Here is a 20668-nt window from a genome sequence, read left to right as displayed (position 1 = left end):
TTTAACGTGATCTAAAAAGGTAATGCACACATAAAATAAAACAAGGGTGAGTGAGTGAAGAGTAAAGTCATTGTAAAATATAGTAAAAAAAACACACGCAAAACTTATACTACACGCCCTAAAGTTTAAATGTAGATATAAACGCATTTTCATCCGTTGCGAACAACTTTAATCAACAAAAGCAAATAAAACTATTAGTTCCAGAACTCAGACTTAATAGCATCTACATCTTCTGATTTAAATATACCACCTGAGATTAAATAAGCTTGAGATTGGCTATTGTTAACCATGAAATGCTTATCGTCTTTTTTATATAGTTTGAAGGCATAATGGTACTGGCTTGCATAATGGCCTTCTAATGAGAACACATTCTCTATGTTTTTCTCACCCATGAACTGAAAAATCGCTTGAGCAACATAATTGAGTCTGTCATCTCTGCCCATATTCATAGTAAACATTGAATATGAGTCTTGCTCATCAAAAGCTACAAATACTTCTATGATTTCATTGCTGTCCCTAAAAATAAAATTCACAACTCTACCATCTAGCTTAAGATCACCATCGTTATCAACTTGATAGAGCGAATCGGCATCATTATTTACATAAAGAACACTACCATTCTTTACGATAAACATAATATCAACCTCTGCTTCAGTTAAACGCATTCGACCTGAACTCGTTAACTTAGAGTATTCACTGTTAGTTCTACTAAATAGGTCTGAATCAATCCAAATATCATCCTCATCAAAATAACTTAGCCAATCTTTTTGTTTAGCTGTGAGCACTAGCTTTGGATTATCTGATAGGTTTATTTGCGTAAGGTTTTCTAGGTTAACTATTTCATCTGGCAACGAAGATAGGTCATTACCATGTAAATTTAAATACTCTAAGTGCTTAAGATTACATAAAGATCTAGGAATACATTTTAACTTATTATTCCCTAAGTCTAAACTATATAAGTTAGATAGGTTTCCAATTTCGGTTGGCAATTCAATCAAGCTATTTGTATGGAGATACAATACATGAATACCAACAAGGTCAAAAAACTCAGAAGGTAACTCCTTAATGTCTTTGTGAGTAAGATCTACCTCTAAAGAATAATTCTCCTCATAAAAACTGCCTTTAGCGAAACGATTAAAATTCTTCAAGTAAGTGATGGAATCAACATCTGAAGGGAAACCTACATATCGTTGACCGCCAAACATCCCTTCTACCAATTCTCTTTCTGGTAAGTCGTTTATCTTAGCCCATTTAATTAAATTTGAAATTCGGTCTGACTCAGTTTGTGTACTTTGACTGATAAGATTATGGAGTTTATCAAGAATTTTAGTTCTAACCTGAAACATTATGTCTGGATTTCTACTAAAACAACATAAAACACTCTTGAACATTATAAATGCTTTACCAGTGTCTTGCTCAGAACCTACATTTAAAAATTTCTTGTAATCCACACCACAATTCAGAGCATATTCTTGATGAATACCACCCATTTCTTCAAGCTCTTTAAGTTCTTCGTATATAAACTGTTGAGCTATACTAATATCGTTATCTAAAAACTGGCCAAATAAAACTTCACTCCATCTCATGGTGAAATGATCTTCGCCATCTGATGTTAATTGTTCCCTTACTACATCACCAGTTTTCTTCTCAAATTCTATGAAAGGTCGAATACGTTGAATGTTTTGAATTGCAGCAGGAGTGCAAGCTTCTGCATCTATTGATAAACCATTCTTTTCCATTTCTATTGCATAGGAAAAATCGTCAAATGATTCAAGATATCTTTCTTGAATCATAAAACACGCCCCCCTATTTATATAAACAGCAGAGTGGTTAGAGCTGACTTCTATTGATCTTGTGAAAAATTTAATGGCTTCTTGTTGATTACCAAGTTGAGAGTATTGAATCCCTTGACGAAATAGCTTTTCACCTTCAATCTCATTACTGTTGCTAATGCTTTTTTTGTTATCTTTCTTCTTTGAAAATAAATTAAAAAATGACATAAAAATCCCTTACGTTATAAAACCTTACTATTTAATGCGTATTCTCTATTTTGATAGTAAAAAGGATTTATAATTGGTTTTAGTGATAAACCTGCCAATTCATCTGTCTCCTGCTCTACTATGATCGATTGAATGTAATCGCTAGGTATATGACTATTAACCAAAACTTCAGCCTGTGAGTCATACGGGTAACACAACCTAGATTTATTAGTTTGTTGAAAAAACAACCTTTCAAGTGCCTGAAAGCCATACAAAGATTCATCACTAGCCGAAGATATTGAGGCATTTGCCGCATTGGTAGCACAAAATAGACATTCCAGCTCCCATAATACACTCGGTGATATACTCAAAACGGCCCATTTCTGACTAGTATCTATCTGTCGATATCTGTAAAACATTTTATCATTTGGATAAGAGACTGATAGTGAAATCATATAAGTTCTGTAGTCAAACCGCCCTGAATCATTGACTTTATGTTTTTTAGAAATCTCACAATTATAATCTTTACTATTAAGCCCAATGTCTAAAATGCTTCTAACATTTTGAACTTTGGTAAAATGAATCAGCTCAGTTATATCTCGCTCTAGGCAAATATCACGAATTCGCTCTTTGATGTCTTGATTTCCATATTTTCCCAATCCGTGATGTTTCATAACTTCTTCGATAAGCTGTAATCTTAATTCAATTGTTGACTGGAAAGCACCTAATGGTACAAGAAGATTAGAAAGCACTATATTTGGACTATCCAAATCAAGTAGCGGTGGTTCATCAACTACAGTTACCCCACTTGACTTAACAAAGTTTCGCACAACTAAAGAGCTTTTAGACGCAAATGATAGTTCATTAGTTACAAATTCAAGTGCTGTATTCTTATCTGACAACATCAAATTTATAACATTAAAAATTTTTTCAAAATTACGTTCCATAGTTATTAACCAAATAAATTTGCTTGTGCTGGTTCTATAAGTTCACTTGAAACCTTTCCTAATAACGATATAAAACTATCAGGGCTAGACAAACAATCCTCTAATTTTCCCATTTTGACTAACGACACATAAAGAGCGGCAGATCTTGCCTGACAATTGAAACTTTTGTTAGGGTTAAATTCGATATCCGTAAATGCATTAAAATCAACAATATAAGCAGATAAAGATGGGGTTAGTTTAATGGCGTTAAGGTATAGCCAATCGTAAAATATTGTCTTGGGCATTAAAGGCCATGTTTTACCATTGCTAAAAAAGCCTGTTAATTCGCCACTTTCTTTTAAGCGAATGTCAGACTTTGCCTCTCTTGCAGGCATAAAAAGCAAATCTTTAAACGGGCCTCCATTCTTAAAGACTTTTGCAGCATGAAAAATATTTTCCAACGGTACTTCTTTTTTATTTTTTAGCTGAACCATTAAATTAAAAGCACTTAATTGAACTCCCAAAGGGTTATCACTTTTAGTAGAGATCTCTAAGAGAGTCAAATCTTTAAATTGCTCAAGTGCTGCTGCATGCAAAGATTTTATCGATTTTTTCTTTTGAGTCACGGCTAAACCTTTGTGCCACTCAAAATCAATTAATTTCTCTTCAACGAAAGGATATTTATTACTCGATATAAAAACAGGTCTTTGTGCCACCTCTATGATTCCTTTCCCTAATAGCTGAAGGTTGAATAAATATCACTTTCTAAGCAAGCCGTCTTTGATCTCATGCACGCATCTTAAATTTGATACAATTCGCTACACCCCACTAGTGTTTGTTTTTTCAACAAGCATTAGATTGATTCATAGGCAGCACTGACTCTTTCTTTTAGATAGGTCTTTCTGTTTAATGCCTTTGAACCGACCATGATTGCCTTTTCGATAATCCTCTCGCTCCCCATTAATACTAGTATTTCACTTGGGCGAGTTGATGCAGTATAGAGCAATGTTTGATCTATCATTTTATCTGCTTCGTTAGGTAACATAACGAAGCAATTAGGCCACTGGGAACCTTGTGATTTATGGACTGTTATTGCATAGCCAAGATGCAGTTTTTCCAATAGTTCAGCAGTGACATTAATCAAAATATTGTTTACTTCAATAACGGCAACCACACCATCTTCATCAGGTTGTTCAAACACTTCAACAATAAGCCCTAAGTCACCATTTCTAAGGTCTGCGTCTTCATCGTAGTTGTTTGCAATAACTAATACAGGGTCGCCTTTCAATAACCGTGAACCAGTTGATGTAATCCAAGGAATCCAGCCTCTTAATGAATCTTGAAAGTAAATGGCTTGTCTATCATTACCTACAGCTCCTTGAAACTTTAAATTTAGGTTGTCTACACCAAATTCGCCTTTTTTAATGGGCGATAAAACAATGCTCTGTTCAATACCACCAGACTCTTGCCAAAGTGTTATGATCCTGTCGATAGTCGGCTTTGTTTCAATCGAGCAATCACTGCTTTCCCTTAGTGCGTTTTTAGTAAGCTCTGGAAGGTCAAGCAACCCATTTCTAACTGATGTCGAAAACCTGTGTATTCCGCTTTCCTCATTTTGCCGTTTAACCTGCGTTAAGTTAAAAAATGGTATCTGAGCATCCATTAAGGCGTGAAATACCAAGCCATTACCTACAGGTGGCAATTGAGCGGTATCACCAACAAAAATGACTCTAGCAGCGTCTGGCAATATGCCAACTAGTCGATACATAGACAGAAGATCCACCATTGATGATTCATCAATGACTAATAATATTTGTTCAGGTAATTTGGGCTTGTCATCACCTAGATGCTCACCAATGAACTTTGCAATGGTATAGGCTGGATTTTGTGTACTTTCCGCCATACGTTGTGCTGCACGGCCTGCTAGAGCCACTTGATAACATTCTATCCCCTCTGAAACTCGATCATAGACACCTAAAACGGCTTTAAGTATGGTTGTTTTACCAGTACCTGCACCACCTGATATACCGCACACAGGAGATAGCACTGCACCAATAATAGCGTCTCGCTGATCATCAGTTAGGTTAAACTCCAATGTGCTTTCATAATCAGTTAATGCGGCTTGCACTAAGCCCTTCGATAAGCCTATTTCCCAGCTAGCTAGTAAGCAACCATCACCAACTTCTCTTTGATGCGCATCGACAAGAAATTGAGCAACAGATGCCTCCATCAGTGCCTTTCCATAAACTTGATAGCCATCATCTACCTGAACTAGCAGTCCTTGTTCACAAGCTATATCACCAACATTTTCTGGCGCATTCGACTTCATGAGCTTGGCATATTCACTGTGAAGTTCATCATTTGAGATTACCGTTGAGCCTGTTTTGTTTGAATGGTTAATAGCTGCATATTGAGCTATACCAGCAACAACGACTTCATCTTCCAAGGTAAAACCTAGCTTTAACGCCAATTGTGATACCTGTTCGAATGACGCACCCATTGCCACTAACAGAAATGGGTGCTCTTTAACTTTATCTATGGCCTCTTCACCGAATATTGTTACTAGTTTTTCGCCAAAACCTAGTGGTAAGTTCTGTTCTTCAAGCCAGTTAATCGTATTAAAAAGCGCCTCGCTAGGCCAACTGTCGAGTAGGTCTTTAACACGGTTTTCTGTCATACCAGCGATGTTTAGTAGTGCTTCTGAGTCCTGCGTTTCAATAAGGTGCGCTAGTTTTTTAAGTCGAACAAGTCGGTTTGCAATAACACTGCCGATACCTTTGATGTTGTTGCTTATCCAGCGAGATAAAATTCTGCCTGATGGCCTTAAAAATTTAATGTTTCCCGCATCAATGGTGTATTCACTTAATGAAAAGTCATTTATGGTAAAATGATTAAGACGTTCTTTACCTGATACTTCCCATAAGCTACCTGCTGTAGCCGTATCTTTGGCGTGCTCTGGAAACTTAACAACTGTTGTTTTATCTCGCTTTTTGATCGAACCATCAGTATTGATAAGATCAACTGTTGTGTAAGAGTTTGCTCGTTGCTTTTTAACTTGAATAATTTGGCGTAGATGGACAACTTCATTCATAATTTGAATCCTGCTGCACCAGATTGAATTAACATTTGCTGCTTTTTAAACTTGGTCAGTTCACGTTGAAGTTGCCTATTTTCAGCTTCTAATTCTGCAATCCGTTGTGACAGTGCATTGTTGCTCACTGACACCATACCAGATTGCTTTTCAGCTCTTTCTCTTGCAGATTCATGAGATTTTTTATCCTCATCAATTTTGCGAAACCAATAACTATCTGCTTCTTCAATAAGCGATCTTACAGCCTTGTTTTGTGTACACACTGACTTAGCGAAGCCAAGTTCTTCAGCTAATACTCTACGGTTTATTTTTCCGCTATATTCGTACTCATGCCAATCTCTAGCTGCATTGCGCTCATCAACCCAAGCTTGTACTAACTTGATATTTTCTTGGGCAATCTGTTGTCCGTTTTTCCCTTTGATCATCTTCTATCAACCTCAGGTAAAGGCTTATCAAGCTGTTTATTTAAAAGCTTCATATCAACATTAGGCATCATATAAGCGTTATGTTGCCAACGGACAAACTGTTCTAGCAATTTTTCGTTTTGCTTTTCTAAACGTTCAACTTTAGCTTCAAGCGTTGCTATTTGTTGTTTAGCAAAATCAAGCGTTATGTCTTTTTCTTCATCTTTTACTGACTCTTTAAGGCTACCTTTTCTATCGTTGAATGCTTCTACTAAAGCAGGGTAGGAAAGCAGTGTATGCCTACTAATCTTTTCTTCTCCAAGCACCTTTGCAAGCTGCTCAGCAAAACTATTCCATGTTAACTTTCCTGACCATTTATCAAGTTCGTGAAGTGCTAGCGGAAGTGTTTTCTCAGTAATTATTTTTTTAGGCATTTTCGATCCCCAATAACATTGCTACTTCAGATTCTTCAACAAGATCTTGATTACTTGCGGTTATATCTAAATCATTTTGTTCAAGTGCTCTTTTTACAGGGCTAGGATCATGTTTTGGTGGAATCCATAAGATCGCACCTTCTGGTGTATCTTCGGATTCGAGCCGCCCACGTTGTGTGCGAATATGAGCCAGTTTCCAACCTAAATGAGAAACCCATCTATCTGCGCCAAAAACACTGTCAGCTTCATCTTCAGTTGCTTTGTTGAATTGAGATTCAACCTGTTTCTCAAGTCGAATTATACGCTCTAGTGTTTTAGGCATACCTTTAATGCACGCATGCTCTTTACATGTCATGCATTCCCCACCTTTTGTACAAGGTGACATTGCATAATCATGAACACACATACCATATTCGGTAACATCTGCTATACCAATTCGATTTACACCTAAATCTTTATAGCTAACAGGTAAATTCAGTTTAATTGCTTCTAACGCTGTTGGTCTTTCATTATATTCAAGGATGCTTCTAGCTTGTTGCTCACGTTCATCTTCTGTGCGTAAATCATAATGGCGATTATCATTAATACGACTACGGCCAGCCCATCTTGCTAGCTGCCACGCATCCATACCACCACGCTCAGCATTAGTCGATAACCAAACTCTTATCTGATGTGATGTTAAACGAATATCGTTGCCATCTTCATCGACATAGCCCATACGCTGGAATAATGTTTTAGGTGGATTTTTAAGCTTGTCTCGGATCGCTAATTGAGCATTAAGTTCATTAACACTTGGCAAACGCCATGAAAATTCCCTGACTTTAAAATCATTGTGAAACTCACGGTCTCTTATCAATACTAAAGATTCCCAAATCGGACGTTGAATAGAAGGTAGGTTAGGCCAGTCTTCAGTTTGATATTTCGAAGCAACAAATTTCGCTAGTTCTTCATAGGTAGGCTCCCCTTGAGCGCGAAGTTTTTGAACCCACTTAGTATTTTTTGCACCAACCATATTCCACGCAGTTACACCGCTGAATTGGCTCGTTTTATCTTTCATTCTAGTGATAGAGTCTTGCGTGAAACTCATTGCATGAGCAAATTGATAGGCATTTAATGGTTTATTTTCTGCAAAGTCATCAGATGTACAACACTCAGCATGGCGCATGAACATGCTGGGGTTATCGAATGCATGCTTTGCTGCTTCTCTTGCAGGTTTTCCTATCTCCATTAATCTGCTATGTGCTTCTATTACTGTTTGCTCTAGTGCTTCTGGAACCCATTTGATCGTGTGACCAAAACCTTTTTCTGCATACCACCTCACACCAAGCACACCATTTTCACCACGATGCAAACAATCAACAGTTAGTTCTACCAGCTCTCCAGCTCTACCAGGAGCAAACATCAATAATGTAATGACACTTGACCAATATTTATCTTCCAAGGTTTCTGCCTTAGCAAAGCAATCAGCTAAGGCAAGCATCTGGTGCATACTAGGGCAACGAGTGTCTTGCCATTTTCGTGACTCTTCATCTGTTCGCTCAGCTTTAGTTCCCACTTTAGGCCACGGGTTTGTCCACGATTGAAGGGCAGGTACAAATCGCTTTTTCCGAATAAACTCAAGCAAAATCTCTATTTGATATCCGACCTTATTTCTTCGATCTTTATTAGTAACTCTCTGCTTAGTAATTGTTTCTATTTCACTAATCACTAAACCATCAGTTTTCAAAACGTTTGCAACACCATGCACTTCAACTAAAGCATCATGTAACATACGCAGTGCAACCATTTTATTTGTTACACTCGATACTGCTTTAATACTTTGGTTATAACGAATGTAGGCTTTAGCAAAAGATAAAAATGGCTCATCCAACGGTTCAAAATTCGCAGGGTTCGACTTTTCTCTGTATTTAGAGAAAGTCATCGCTATTGAACGGTTTTTCTGTTTATGCTGCCAGTTGTTACTTTGCCACCCACCTTGTTCATCATAGAGTGTTAATTGGTTTTTACAGTGCTCAATAAAGCTATCTAAATTTTGCTTGGCGCTTATTTCATGCCTTGGTTGGAAATGAATAATATCAGCCATTTGCACACTCCTCTTCAGATAGATCTTGTTTGCACATTATTATTATCTGCTGAACGGCCAATAAAAGCCTGTCAGTGGATTGGATGACATTGTTTGATATACCAAGGTCTTTTTGTTTTTCTCTTTCAGCTAAGATTTCATTGAGAACCTCTTCATGAGGTGCTTCAATCCAAGGTTCAAAACTTGAGCAGGTATAACAAGCTCTATATCCAGAAGCACAAAAAGCATAAGTTCCGCAGCTACCTACGTTTTCAGACTTGCCATTCTTTACTCGGCTATTCGGGTCATTTGCTCTAACTGCATCACGCTCTGATGCAATCAATTTCCCTGAAAAAGCTTGAGCTAAAGGCGCAAGCATAGGAGCCATTACTTCATCAATTTGCTTTGCTGTTTCTTCAGTATTTTCTGTATACACACCAATGTTTTGCGTATCGGTGTGATCTAGCGCAGCAGCTAGTGCAACACCACTAATCCCTCTTCGAGCTAAATTCGTTCCCTTTGTATATCTAAAGCGAGAGGCTGTGAAGTTAATGTAATCACCCGTCCTTTCAGAGCAGGCTGTATTTTTAATCGCTACTCCACGTAATAATTCATATGCTGAGTCAGCAGCCATGTGCAAATAATCTGGCGTTTTAGAAAGCCTTGTTTCTAGGTCTTCTGCACTTGATAACCTCTTGACTCTTGCTTCTTCTATAAAAATAGGTATTTGCTCACGTTGTGAAGTTGATAGTTTTTCCCTCAATCGAGATTCAACATATTGAATTGATTGGTTGCGCTGGTTGTGAAGCAGAAGGTATAAATCTTCATTAATTGGCAGTGGTGTAAATTGCTCCCTAAAGCCTACACCACGCTGTTTAGCTCTAGGACAATTGATAACATAGTCGTTACCACTTGAATCTTCCCTAACAATTAAATCAACTGAACGTAAAGAGCGGATTTGAACATATCTGCGACCAGTTAAGACCAACGCCATAAAACAGCTATATTCTGTTAATTTAAGAGTTCCCTTAGTAAAGGCATTTGATGCCCAGTCAATCAAAGCTCCCAGCTCGTTATGCGTTAAAGGGCCTGAATATGGGCAAGCACCTTTAACAGCATTACCTTTTGGGTTTCCTTTTAATGTTAGCTCTTCTAAGTAATCAGCTACTTCCTTGCTGATACCGCTAACCCCCCATTCATGCCAAGCTAATAGAAACCCCTTGAGTGCTCCTAACTTGTACTCAGTATCTGAATCAAATGACGCTCGGTAATTTGTTAAGCCTTGTAATGTTAGCTTGCCTTCTTTTGTGGCCTTCATGTAGGCATTGAAGCGATTAAACATATTGAAAGTATGCATAGCCGAGAGTTCTTCAGCGTAACGACACAAAGCCTTCCTAAACCCTTCTTCCGTTTCTGGTTCAAGAGCGGTCAAACGCTGGAAGTTAATCACTGTTGAACCATCTAGCCTCCATTCAATATCCGAGAAATAAAATGGATAACCACTTTTCGTTGTATGTTGACTGGCTAATGCCTTGCTCTTTTTTAATTGCATACTAGTTATCCTTCTTAGCTCGGTTAGTCCAGTGATCCATATCCTCTCGCATAACCCGATCAGCTTCTTCTCGGATGTGTCTCAAGTTATATGTTTCGGCAGTTTTATCTGAACTCCAACCATTCAGCTCTTTACGGATCTGAATTTCTTTCTTTTCATTAATAGGCTTAATTTTAGGATTTTCCTTGGCGGCTTTATTAACTGCGTCAATCTTCTTTGAAAGCTTATAGTTGAAATTGTGGCGGAAGCCGTGACGGGTAATTTCTTCAAGCATTTCTGGATGGATTGCAACCGCAGGTTTTAGAACTCTATTAACAAAAGTGCTATTCGAGATGGGGCTACCGTGGTATTTGCCATGTTTATGCGTGACAAATACGTATGGGTGCTTTCTAGCCGCTGGTATTTTTGCTCTTCCACCCATGATGTACTCACGCAACCTATCTGTGATAGCTTTAAAAATAGGAATTGTGCGCTCATTGGTTTTCGCCACAGGCTGTTTCTTACGAGGATCTTCAATGGCATCATGCCTACGAACAACTGATAATTTTCCTTTTTGAAAATCAATATCTTGAATCTGCAAAGCCAGTATTTCTCCAGCACGCATCCCTGTAGCTTCCATCACCTCAAATATCACTGCGTTCCGAAACTTAACATCTTCACCTTTAAATGGATTATCAAGTGATGTCTCTTTAACAATACTTAAAATTCGTTCAAACGCTTTAGGAGGCGGGGCTTTAGTATTCGGATCAGCAGTCAGCCCTTTCCTACCACTACCTTTAGGCTTATTCGCTAACAGTAAGCTTTTCATGGCTTCAATATTATTTGAAACCTCTTCTTCAATTAATTTTGTCTTAAGAATTGTTCTTGCTAAAAACTCTAGGTAGGAAGAGACTTGGCTCATTCGGTTTGCTGCATGACCCTTAGATACCTTTTGTATCGGTGCTATGCTAGCTGTCGATGCTGAAGCGAACTTAACAACATTCTTCTCGGATGCTTTTAGCCACTTCTTCAAACTTCTCGTATCTAATGTGCAATGATCACGTATTGAATAAACATCTTTGTCAGTCAAAAAATGACCTAGTTCAAACTCAGAGATAAGATCTCGATCATTTATGTTTTCCCAAAGCTTTAAATGAATCAAATGACCGAGTGAATTGGATATTGCAGATTGTGTATGTGATGTTCTTAGCTTTTCCGTAACATATAATGTCACCCAATAATTAGGTGATCCATTTTCGTCCATTAAGATCGGATACCGCTCACCGTTACTAAAAATCAGATTTCTAATTTTCGACATTGAACACCTCTTTACCAACACTTTATTTATGTATAGTACCTAGCGTCATTATCGTCAACATAAAATATAAAGAAAATAAAAAAGGGCTTGCAAAAGCAAGCCCTTAATGATTTTAATCTACAGATTTTATTTATGTATTCCTCAAAACGGGATATCATCATCCCAATCACCGCCTAAATCAGGTGTAGTATTTTGTGGCTGTGGCGTTGGCGCTGGGCGCTGTGCTGGAGCTGGTTGTTGAAAACCACCTTGCTGCTGCGCAGGAGCAGCTTGCTGATATCCACCTTGTGCAGGTTGGTGAGCTGGCGCTTGTTGGAAGCCACCTTGTGCTTGTTGGGCAGGCTGCTGAGCTGGCGCTTGAGGCTTAGGCGTGTAAGCAGGCTTTTGCGCTTGAGCTGGTTGTTGGAAACCACCTTGAGCTTGTTGCTGCTGACCATAACCACCTTGAGCTTGCTGAGGAGCACTTTGTTGCGGCGCGTTACCGTAACCTTGGTTCATGCCACCTTGCTGACCACCACCTTGACCGCGGCTATCAAGCATTTGCATTTCCATCGCATTGATTTCAGTTTTATAGCGATCTTGACCTGTAGTCTGATCTTGCCATTTACTGGTTTGCAATTTGCCTTCTAAATAAACTTTAGAACCTTTCTTTAGGTATTCGCCAGCAACTTCAGCTAAACGACGGTACATGACGATATTGTGCCACTCGGTGCGCTCTTGCTGCTGACCCTGTTGGTCTTTCCAAGTTTCACTTGTAGCTACAGTAAAGTTGGCTACGGCATTACCGTTTGGCATGTAACGAACTTCAGGATCTTTACCTAAATTACCAACCAAAATTACTTTATTTACACCACGACTGGCCATCGAAAATCTCCTGCGATTTTATCTATTATCTAATCTAAATTACAAAACTGAGCGATCAAAACGATCTAATTGACAGAGCCTAACACAGCTCGCGCTTCACTCAAATCGAATTGATCATCAACTTTCAAATAAGCTGCTCTCTCTTCCATGACGACAATGGCTTCTGCTACCCCAGATAGCTGTGATAGCTGGGTTGCCATGTCTTTCGCCTGATTTCTATCTTTAACTTGTGCCTCAAGGGTATAGCTTTTTAGCAGTACGGGTTTTTCCATGCCTATGGTTAATAATAACCAAATAAACATCAGTCCAAGTGCCACATAAAATACCCCTGCAGCGCCAACCAGCTGATAAGCTCCGCCACCTAGCATACCGCCACAAAATGCCCCTAAAAATTGGCTAGTGGAATAAACGCCCATAGCTGAGCCTTTATCGCCCACCGGACAAAATTTAGCAATTAAACTAGGCAATGACGCCTCAAGATAATTAAAACCAGTGAAAAATAACACCACAGCGGCACTTAATACCCAGAGGTTATCAGCATAAGATCCCATAGCTGCCAATGCCAGCATCATGATCATTAGTGATATTTGGAACATGGTTTTAGTGTTGTTACGTTTAACACCAATAATAATTAACGGCACCATTAAGAAAAACGCGCCGATAAAGGCTGGGAAATACAGCATCCAGTGTTTTTCTTTTACTAAACCTGCATCCACTAAATCTAATGGCAAGGCCACAAATACGGCGGTAAGCACTAAATGCAAAATAAAAATCCCTGCATCGAGTCTGAACAGTTGCGGGTCCATTAACATACGCTTTAATTTAGTGGGCGTAGCAACAGTATCGCCTTTGGGCGCTTGTGAGACTGGGTTAGGTACCAACACCTGCACAATGATCATGCCCACTACCGCTAAGATCGCGGTTAAAAAGAATAGCCCTTCTAAACCTGCATATTGGGCCACTATCGGCCCTGCAAGCAATGACAATGCAAACGAGAAACCAATACACATGCCAATAATAGCCATCACTTTAGTGCGTTGCTCATCGCGGGTTAAATCGGCGGCCAGCGCTAACACTGCAGCGGCAATAGCACCCATCCCTTGAATGGCTCGGCCAAGCACAACCCCATAAATATGATCTGACATTGCAGCAACCACGCTACCTATAGCAAACACCACCAGCCCAGCCAAAATAATCGGCTTACGGCCATATTTATCTGACAACATGCCCATGGGAATTTGTAACACTGCTTGGGTCAAGCCATAAGCACCGATAGCGATACCCACCCATAGAGGTGAAAAACCCTCTAAATGTTGACCGTAAAGCGCGAATACGGGCATGATCATGAATAAGCCCATCATTCGTAAACCAAACACGCTGGCTAACGAAAATGCGACTTTCTTCTCAATGCCTGATAATCCATTGTTGGCCATTCAGTTGCCCTTAAATTGTGTATCTATAGAAAAATGCGAGTTGCGCATATTATCACAGCGTTCTAATTTAGCTCAAAAGGAATAATGAACCAACAGGCAACTGTTTGTCGTATTTGTTAATAAGGTTAAACAAACAGGTTATAATGTGTTTTATATCCCAGTCGTTTTTTTATGGTTTCAGCCGCCATTAGTCTGGCTCCCTGGGTACATTTAGTGTCACCAATACTGTATAAAACACTGTATAAGCTAGTTAATTAACGATACACTAACGGCTATTTACTAAGCTAACTCAAATTTTGCTACTTTGACAAGGTAGCTAAAACAACCTCTAGAGTGATGAATGGATACCATTGAAATTCGCGGTGCACGAACCCACAATCTTAAAAACTTTGATTTAACCATCCCCCGAGACAAACTTATTGTCATCACAGGTTTATCTGGCTCAGGTAAGTCATCGTTAGCCTTTGATACCTTATATGCCGAAGGCCAGCGCCGTTATGTTGAGTCACTATCAGCCTATGCGCGCCAGTTTTTAAGTTTGATGGAAAAGCCTGATGTGGATCATATCGAAGGCTTAAGTCCTGCAATTTCAATTGAGCAAAAATCCACATCCCATAATCCACGCTCAACCGTGGGTACCATCACTGAGATTTATGATTATCTTAGACTGCTGTTTGCCCGTGTTGGTGAGCCGCGCTGCCCAACCCACGGCCAAGCATTAACCGCGCAAACGGTCAGCCAAATGGTAGATAAAGTATTGGAACTGCCTGAAGGCAGTCGCCAAATGCTATTAGCTCCCGTGGTCAAAGCCCGTAAAGGTGAACATGTAAAATTACTCGAAAGTTTGGCTGTTCAAGGTTATGTGCGCGCCAGAATTGACGGTGAGGTTTGTGATTTATCCGATCCGCCAACCCTTGAGCTACATGTTAAACACACCATTGAAGTGGTGGTTGATCGCTTTAAAGTGCGTGATGATTTAAAGCAGCGCTTAGCAGAGTCTTTTGAAACGACGTTAGAGTTATCAGGCGGTATTGCTATTATTGCCGACATGGCCGGAGAAGCAGACGAGTTGATGTTCTCGGCTAACTTTGCCTGTCCATATTGTGGCTACTCCATGGCAGAGCTTGAGCCACGTATTTTCTCATTCAATAATCCCGCTGGCGCTTGTCAAACCTGTGATGGTTTAGGTGTGCAGCAGTACTTTGATGCAGAAAGAGTGATTGCCAATAGCGAGCTGTCATTAGCAGGCGGGGCGATTAGAGGCTGGGATAAACGTAATTTCTATTACTTTCAAATGCTCAGCTCCTTAGCTGAACATTATAAATTTGATGTCGAAACCCCCTTTGAGCAGTTAAGCGCTAAAGTACAAAAAATTATTCTATCTGGCTCAGGTAAGCAAAACATTGCCTTTAAGTACATTAACGATCGTGGTGATGTGGTTATTCGTAATCATCCATTTGAGGGGATCCTCAATAATATGGATCGCCGCTACCGCGAAACTGAAAGTAACTCGGTACGTGAAGAGCTATCAAAGTTTATTAATACCCAATCCTGTAAAAGCTGTGACGGCTCGCGTTTGCGTGAAGAAGCCCGTAACGTATTTATTGGCGAGTTAAACTTACCGCAGCTGACTCAGTGGTCCATCGGTGAAGCCATGAGCTATTTCACTGAGATTAAATTCGAAGGGCAAAAAGCGCAGATCGCTGAAAAAATTCTTAAAGAAGTTGGCGATCGTTTAGGCTTCTTGGTCAATGTCGGCCTTAACTACCTAAGCTTAGACCGCTCAGCAGATACTTTATCAGGGGGTGAAGCCCAGCGTATTCGCTTAGCCAGTCAAATTGGTGCCGGCCTTGTGGGCGTAATGTACGTGCTGGATGAACCTTCAATTGGCTTGCATCAGCGCGATAACGAACGTTTACTGCAAACGCTAATACACCTGCGTGATCTCGGTAATACCGTGATTGTGGTTGAGCATGATGAAGACGCAATTCGCATGGCTGATCATGTGATTGATATTGGCCCCGGCGCAGGCGTTCACGGCGGCGAAATCATTTGCTCTGGGCCTCTGCAGGCCATTCTCGACTGTAAAGAGTCTGTCACTGGCCAATATATTTCTGGCACCAAGCAAATCCACATTAGTGATAAACGCACCCCAATGGATCCGAAAAAAGTCATTGAGCTATGCGGCGCCACTGGTAATAACCTTAAAAATGTCGACTTAACCATTCCTATTGGTTTATTTACCTGTATTACTGGGGTATCAGGTTCGGGTAAATCAACCTTAATTAACGACACCTTTTATAAAATTGCCCACAGAATGCTAAACGGCGCTACCATTGATGAGCCAGCAGCCCATAAAAGCATTACCGGCATGGAGCAATGCGATAAGGTGGTTGATATTGATCAAAGCCCAATCGGGCGAACACCGCGTTCAAATCCTGCTACTTACACCGGCATATTTACCCCTATTCGTGAATTATTTGCTGCAACTCAAGAGTCTCGAAGCCGCGGTTACTTACCGGGTCGCTTCTCTTTTAACGTTAAAGGTGGCCGCTGTGAAGCCTGTCAGGGTGATGGCTTAATAAAGGTTGAGATGCACTTTTTACCAGATGTGTATGTGCCTTGTGATTCCTGTAAAGGTAAACGCTATAACCGCGAAACCTTAGATGTTAAATACAAGGGCAAAAATATTCACGAAGTGCTGCAAATGACCATTGAAGAAGCGCGTGTTTTCTTTGATCCAATCCCTGCGATCGCAAGAAAACTGCAAACCTTAGTGGATGTAGGCTTGGCGTATATTTGTTTAGGTCAAAGTGCGACAACACTGTCCGGTGGTGAAGCTCAACGAGTGAAGTTAGCAAAAGAGTTATCCAAACGTGATACCGGCAAAACCTTATACATTCTTGATGAGCCCACTACAGGCTTGCACTTTGCTGATATTCAGCTGCTACTAGATGTACTGCATCGCTTAAAAGCCAAAGGCAACACCATAGTGGTCATTGAGCATAATCTTGATGTGATTAAAACGGCAGATTGGCTAGTGGATCTAGGCCCTGAAGGCGGCTCCGGCGGCGGCACTATTTTGGCAAGCGGAACCCCTGAAGAGGTGGCAAAACATAAAACCTCCCATACTGCACGCTTTTTAAAGCCGCTATTGACCAAGAAGGCTGCGGCCCCAAAAGGTGTCGCTAATAAAGGTGTCACCAATAAAAGTAGCGTGAAGAAAACTCCAGCAAAGAAGGCCACTAAAGCCAAATAGCGATTACACTGTTAGTAATTGCACAGAATACACCTGCTGCGGTATGCGCACCATTGAGTTAGTTTACTCATCAAGCCAGAGGGATATAAATGGAATTTTACCAAAATACTCTGGCTTATTTATCCTCGGTATTAGCATCATTTCTGCAAAAATATCATGTTCAAAAACCACCCTGTTTCACTGTGTCGATTAGATTGACGCCAGTGGCATTGTGTTTTTTGCTAAGCGGCTGCGCTTCGCAAAACTGTGGAAATGACACTTCCAGTCAATGGGCTGATAAAAATCAACTCATCGAAGATATTCGCATATTAACCAGTGATGATTTGGCTGGCCGTAAAACCAATACCATAGGTGCAGAAAAAACCCGCCAATACCTAAGTGCGCGCTTTATTGAACTGGGGTTATCACCTTGGCAAAAAGAATTTATGCTGCCATTTGTTTATCGGCAAAACTTTGCTGATAAACAGGGTATTAACCTCATTGCCACGATTAAATCAAAGCAAGCATCCCAGCGCTGGCGCATTATTACCGCCCACTATGACCATTTAGGCAGTCGTGGCAGTAAAGTCTTTGCTGGGGCTGATGATAATGCTTCAGGCATTGCTGCAATGTTAGCGATTGCAAAGCAATGGCAGCAAGATGGCGATCCGGCGGTTAACTTAATGCTAGTTGCCACCGATGCTGAAGAGCCGGGGTTATTTGGCTCATACGCGCTAGTTCAGCAACTGTTAACACTGCCAGATATGCAGCTAGAAATGTCGCTAAACTTAGACATGATTGGCCACCCTTCTAGACCCAAAGCCATTTATATTGAAGGGGAGCAAAATGTATCTCAATTTAAGCAGATAAAACACCAGCTCCAAGACTATAATAATCTATGTGTGAGACAGAGTCGTTCAAGGCTAAATGATGGCAGTATGCTCAAAATTAATTGGCTGCGAGCATCAGATCATTACCCGTTCCACAAAGCTGGTATTCCTTGGCTCTATTTAGGCGTGCCAACCCATAAGCAATATCACACTGTTGAAGACACCTTAGATACTATCGATATTAACTTTTTAGCAGCAGTCACTGAAACGGCATTCACGCTACTTAAACTGGATAAACAGCGCATCATTGTAAAGCGCTAGAAATTGAGCACTAAGGCGATTACTGCAACTGCATTTGCGAAAAGGCTTGTTTATCCGCTATAAAAAATGGATTAAATGAATCACGGCCATAAAACAACCGTTTCTGATTTAATTACGTCAAAAGTTACTTAGTTAATCGCTCAGTAAGCGCTACAATAATCAGGCCAATTTTAGTTATTTGTTAAAATTAGATAGTCAACGAGGCCAAAGCTTGCTATAATATCGCCCCTTTGACGCGGGAAATCGACACGGGGTTGATTTTCTGTCTGTGAAACTCTAGTACGAATGCCAATAACTTCGTACGCATCCACAAGGCTACAACTCAATGTCATCCGATGAAAGAACTTTCCGCGAACTTGGTTTATCCGAGAATTTGCTTCGTGCCCTTGACGATCTAGGTTACGAAAAACCAACTCCAATTCAGTCTGCTAGTATCGATCCTTTAATGGAAGGTAAAGATATTTTAGGCCAAGCTCAAACAGGTACAGGTAAAACAGGTGCTTTCGCACTGCCTTTACTAAGTAATGTTGACCAAAAGCTGAATGCTCCTCAAATCCTAGTGCTTGCACCAACACGTGAACTTGCTGTTCAGGTTGCTGAAGCATTTGGTAGCTACGCTAAACACATGAAAGGCTTCCATGTACTACCTATTTATGGTGGTCAAAGCATGCATCAACAATTAAGTGCGCTACGTCGTGGCCCACAAGTTGTTGTTGGTACGCCAGGTCGTGTAATGGACCACATGCGTCGTGGCACTCTTAAACTTGATGCACTACAAGCACTTGTTCTTGATGAAGCTGATGAAATGCTAAAAATGGGCTTCATCGATGATATCGAATGGGTTCTTGAGCACAAACCAAAAGACAGTCAACTTGCCCTTTTCTCTGCGACTATGCCAGAGCAAATCAAGCGCGTTGCGAACAAGCACTTAAACAACCCTGTTCACATTAGTATTGCTGCTAGCCATACTACTGTTGAGTCAATTGATCAGCGTTATGTTCAAGTATCACAACACAACAAACTTGAAGCGTTAGTACGTGTTTTAGAAGTTGAAAATACTGAAGGTATTATCATCTTCGTACGTACCCGTAACAGCTGTGTTGAACTTGCTGAAAAACTTGAAGCGCGTGGCTATGCATCTTCACCATTACACGGTGATATGAACCAACAAGCTCGTGAACGTGCTGTTGACCAACTTAAACGCGGCAAGTTAGACATCCTAATTGCTACTGACGTTGCGGCCCGTGGTCTTGACGTTGAACGTATTGGTCACGTAGTTAACTACGATATCCCATATGATTCAGAAGCTTATGTACACCGTATTGGCCGTACAGGTCGTGCTGGTCGTACTGGTATGGCAATTCTTTTCGTTACCAACCGTGAAATGCGTATGCTTCGCACTATCGAGCGTGCAACGAACAGCCGTATCTCGCCAATGAAAGTACCTAGCCCTGAAACTGTTGCTGAGCGTCGTTTATCACGCTTAGGTGAGCAAATCCAAGAAACCGTTAACGGTGACTTAGATTTCATGAAAAATGCAGTGGCTCAGTTATGTCAGCAGCTTGAAATTGACACTGACTTACTCGCAGCAGCATTACTTCAACAAGTACAGGCTGAGCGTCCATTACAACTTCCTGCGATTCAAGAGCGTCAACGTGATTCACGTGACCGTGATGATCGTGGTCCTCGCGACGCTGGTCGTGAGCGTCCTCGTCGTGATTCACGCGGCAGCCGTCCATTGCCAACAAGCTTTGGTAGCGCTGAAGGCCTGAAAGATAAGCCTGATGTTAAAATGTGCCGTTACGTAATCGATGTAGGTCGTGATAACGGTGTTGGTGTAGGTAATATCGTTGGCGCCATCGCTAACGAAGCAAACATTGACAGCCAGTTCATTGGTCAAATTCAATTATTTGATCAAGTTACTTCAATTGACTTGCCAGACGGCATGCCAAAAGATGTACTAGGCCACTTAAGAAAAGTACGTGTTTGCGGTAAAGCATTAAACATTCGTGAAGCGAGTGATGCCTCTTTCCCAGCTGAAGCACCACGTCGTCCACGTAGTGACCGTCCTCGTAGCGACCGCCCTCGTGGTGATCGTCCACGTAGTGACCGCCCTCGTAGCGACCGTCCACGTAAGCCACGTGACAGCGAGTAAATACTTGCAGTCCAACTAACGTTGGTTTAACGCATAAAAATGGAGCCTTGTGGCTCCATTTTTTATGGCTGAAATAAAACTC

The 20668-nt window shown here is 40.6% G+C and carries 14 protein-coding genes; 3 read left to right on the top strand and 11 right to left on the bottom strand.

Annotated features, from left to right (window positions below):
* Window positions 1–194: 194 nt before the first annotated feature.
* The 11 genes from AB4160_RS09655 to AB4160_RS09605 all read right to left on the bottom strand — a co-directional run bounded on the left by AB4160_RS09655 (window position 195) and on the right by AB4160_RS09605 (window position 14042).
* Complete coding sequence (locus AB4160_RS09655; protein WP_372004385.1) at window positions 195–2000, bottom strand: hypothetical protein; 1806 nt, start codon at window positions 1998–2000, stop codon at window positions 195–197.
* A gap of 14 nt (window positions 2001–2014) precedes the next feature.
* Window positions 2015–2926, bottom strand: coding sequence for a DarT ssDNA thymidine ADP-ribosyltransferase family protein (locus AB4160_RS09650; RefSeq protein WP_372004383.1), 912 nt, complete (start codon window positions 2924–2926; stop codon window positions 2015–2017).
* A gap of 5 nt (window positions 2927–2931) precedes the next feature.
* On the bottom strand, window positions 2932–3621 hold the full coding sequence (locus AB4160_RS09645; RefSeq protein ID WP_372004381.1) for a DUF6977 family protein: 690 nt from the start codon (window positions 3619–3621) through the stop codon (window positions 2932–2934).
* A gap of 137 nt (window positions 3622–3758) precedes the next feature.
* Window positions 3759–5996: an AAA family ATPase gene (locus tag AB4160_RS09640; protein ID WP_372004378.1), complete on the bottom strand. Its 2238-nt coding sequence runs from the start codon at window positions 5994–5996 to the stop codon at window positions 3759–3761.
* Complete coding sequence (locus AB4160_RS09635; RefSeq protein WP_343823843.1) at window positions 5993–6421, bottom strand: hypothetical protein; 429 nt, start codon at window positions 6419–6421, stop codon at window positions 5993–5995. The genes AB4160_RS09640 and AB4160_RS09635 overlap by 4 nt, the downstream gene beginning before the upstream one ends.
* Window positions 6418–6834 (bottom strand): hypothetical protein, encoded by a 417-nt coding sequence (locus AB4160_RS09630; RefSeq protein WP_372004375.1) that lies wholly within the window; start codon window positions 6832–6834, stop codon window positions 6418–6420. Before AB4160_RS09630 ends, AB4160_RS09635 begins: the two co-directional genes overlap by 4 nt.
* Window positions 6827–8917 carry a hypothetical protein gene (locus AB4160_RS09625; protein ID WP_372004373.1) on the bottom strand — a complete coding sequence of 697 codons (2091 nt, stop codon included), beginning with the start codon at window positions 8915–8917 and terminating at the stop codon, window positions 6827–6829. The genes AB4160_RS09630 and AB4160_RS09625 overlap by 8 nt, the downstream gene beginning before the upstream one ends.
* Window positions 8910–10448 (bottom strand): site-specific integrase, encoded by a 1539-nt coding sequence (locus tag AB4160_RS09620; protein ID WP_372004371.1) that lies wholly within the window; start codon window positions 10446–10448, stop codon window positions 8910–8912. Before AB4160_RS09620 ends, AB4160_RS09625 begins: the two co-directional genes overlap by 8 nt.
* A gap of 1 nt (window position 10449) precedes the next feature.
* Window positions 10450–11745 carry a tyrosine-type recombinase/integrase gene (locus tag AB4160_RS09615; protein ID WP_372004369.1) on the bottom strand — a complete coding sequence of 432 codons (1296 nt, stop codon included), beginning with the start codon at window positions 11743–11745 and terminating at the stop codon, window positions 10450–10452.
* 141 nt (window positions 11746–11886) lie between these two features.
* Entirely contained in the window at window positions 11887–12609 is a 723-nt protein-coding gene (locus AB4160_RS09610; protein WP_102439974.1) for a single-stranded DNA-binding protein, read from the bottom strand.
* 65 nt (window positions 12610–12674) lie between these two features.
* The gene (locus AB4160_RS09605) at window positions 12675–14042 is read right to left on the bottom strand and encodes an MFS transporter (protein ID WP_102439975.1); all 1368 of its coding nucleotides are present in this window, start codon (window positions 14040–14042) and stop codon (window positions 12675–12677) included.
* Between the two features lie 340 nt (window positions 14043–14382).
* Here AB4160_RS09605 and uvrA point away from each other — a divergent pair, with 340 nt between their 5' ends.
* From uvrA to AB4160_RS09590, 3 genes are all read left to right on the top strand, one after another.
* Window positions 14383–17301 carry an excinuclease ABC subunit UvrA gene (gene uvrA, locus AB4160_RS09600; RefSeq protein WP_372004367.1) on the top strand — a complete coding sequence of 973 codons (2919 nt, stop codon included), beginning with the start codon at window positions 14383–14385 and terminating at the stop codon, window positions 17299–17301.
* Window positions 17302–17390: 89 nt separating this feature from the next.
* On the top strand, window positions 17391–18431 hold the full coding sequence (locus AB4160_RS09595; protein ID WP_102475471.1) for a M20/M25/M40 family metallo-hydrolase: 1041 nt from the start codon (window positions 17391–17393) through the stop codon (window positions 18429–18431).
* A 325-nt stretch (window positions 18432–18756) separates the two neighbouring features.
* Window positions 18757–20586, top strand: coding sequence for a DEAD/DEAH box helicase (locus AB4160_RS09590; RefSeq protein ID WP_102439978.1), 1830 nt, complete (start codon window positions 18757–18759; stop codon window positions 20584–20586).
* The last annotated feature ends 82 nt before the right edge of the window (window positions 20587–20668 follow it).

Source organism: Shewanella sp. 10N.286.51.B8, from assembly GCF_041469325.1.
Taxonomy (GTDB): Bacteria; Pseudomonadota; Gammaproteobacteria; order Enterobacterales; family Shewanellaceae; genus Shewanella.
The sequence above is the reverse complement of the archived record's forward strand: the minus strand, read 5'-3'. Positions and strand labels throughout refer to the sequence as shown.

Bases quoted from the DNA above. Each gene is read 5' to 3' on its own strand.
- AB4160_RS09655 (WP_372004385.1), bottom strand. From the start codon at position 2,000: ATGTCATTTTTTAATTTATTTTCAAAGAAGAAAGATAACAAAAAAAGC.
- AB4160_RS09650 (WP_372004383.1), bottom strand. From the start codon at position 2,926: ATGGAACGTAATTTTGAAAAAATTTTTAATGTTATAAATTTGATGTTG.
- AB4160_RS09640 (WP_372004378.1), bottom strand. From the start codon at position 5,996: ATGAATGAAGTTGTCCATCTACGCCAAATTATTCAAGTTAAAAAGCAA.
- AB4160_RS09635 (WP_343823843.1), bottom strand. From the start codon at position 6,421: ATGATCAAAGGGAAAAACGGACAACAGATTGCCCAAGAAAATATCAAG.
- AB4160_RS09630 (WP_372004375.1), bottom strand. From the start codon at position 6,834: ATGCCTAAAAAAATAATTACTGAGAAAACACTTCCGCTAGCACTTCAC.
- AB4160_RS09625 (WP_372004373.1), bottom strand. From the start codon at position 8,917: ATGGCTGATATTATTCATTTCCAACCAAGGCATGAAATAAGCGCCAAG.
- AB4160_RS09620 (WP_372004371.1), bottom strand. From the start codon at position 10,448: ATGCAATTAAAAAAGAGCAAGGCATTAGCCAGTCAACATACAACGAAA.
- AB4160_RS09615 (WP_372004369.1), bottom strand. From the start codon at position 11,745: ATGTCGAAAATTAGAAATCTGATTTTTAGTAACGGTGAGCGGTATCCG.
- AB4160_RS09610 (WP_102439974.1), bottom strand. From the start codon at position 12,609: ATGGCCAGTCGTGGTGTAAATAAAGTAATTTTGGTTGGTAATTTAGGT.
- AB4160_RS09605 (WP_102439975.1), bottom strand. From the start codon at position 14,042: ATGGCCAACAATGGATTATCAGGCATTGAGAAGAAAGTCGCATTTTCG.
- uvrA (WP_372004367.1), top strand. From the start codon at position 14,383: ATGGATACCATTGAAATTCGCGGTGCACGAACCCACAATCTTAAAAAC.
- AB4160_RS09595 (WP_102475471.1), top strand. From the start codon at position 17,391: ATGGAATTTTACCAAAATACTCTGGCTTATTTATCCTCGGTATTAGCA.
- AB4160_RS09590 (WP_102439978.1), top strand. From the start codon at position 18,757: ATGTCATCCGATGAAAGAACTTTCCGCGAACTTGGTTTATCCGAGAAT.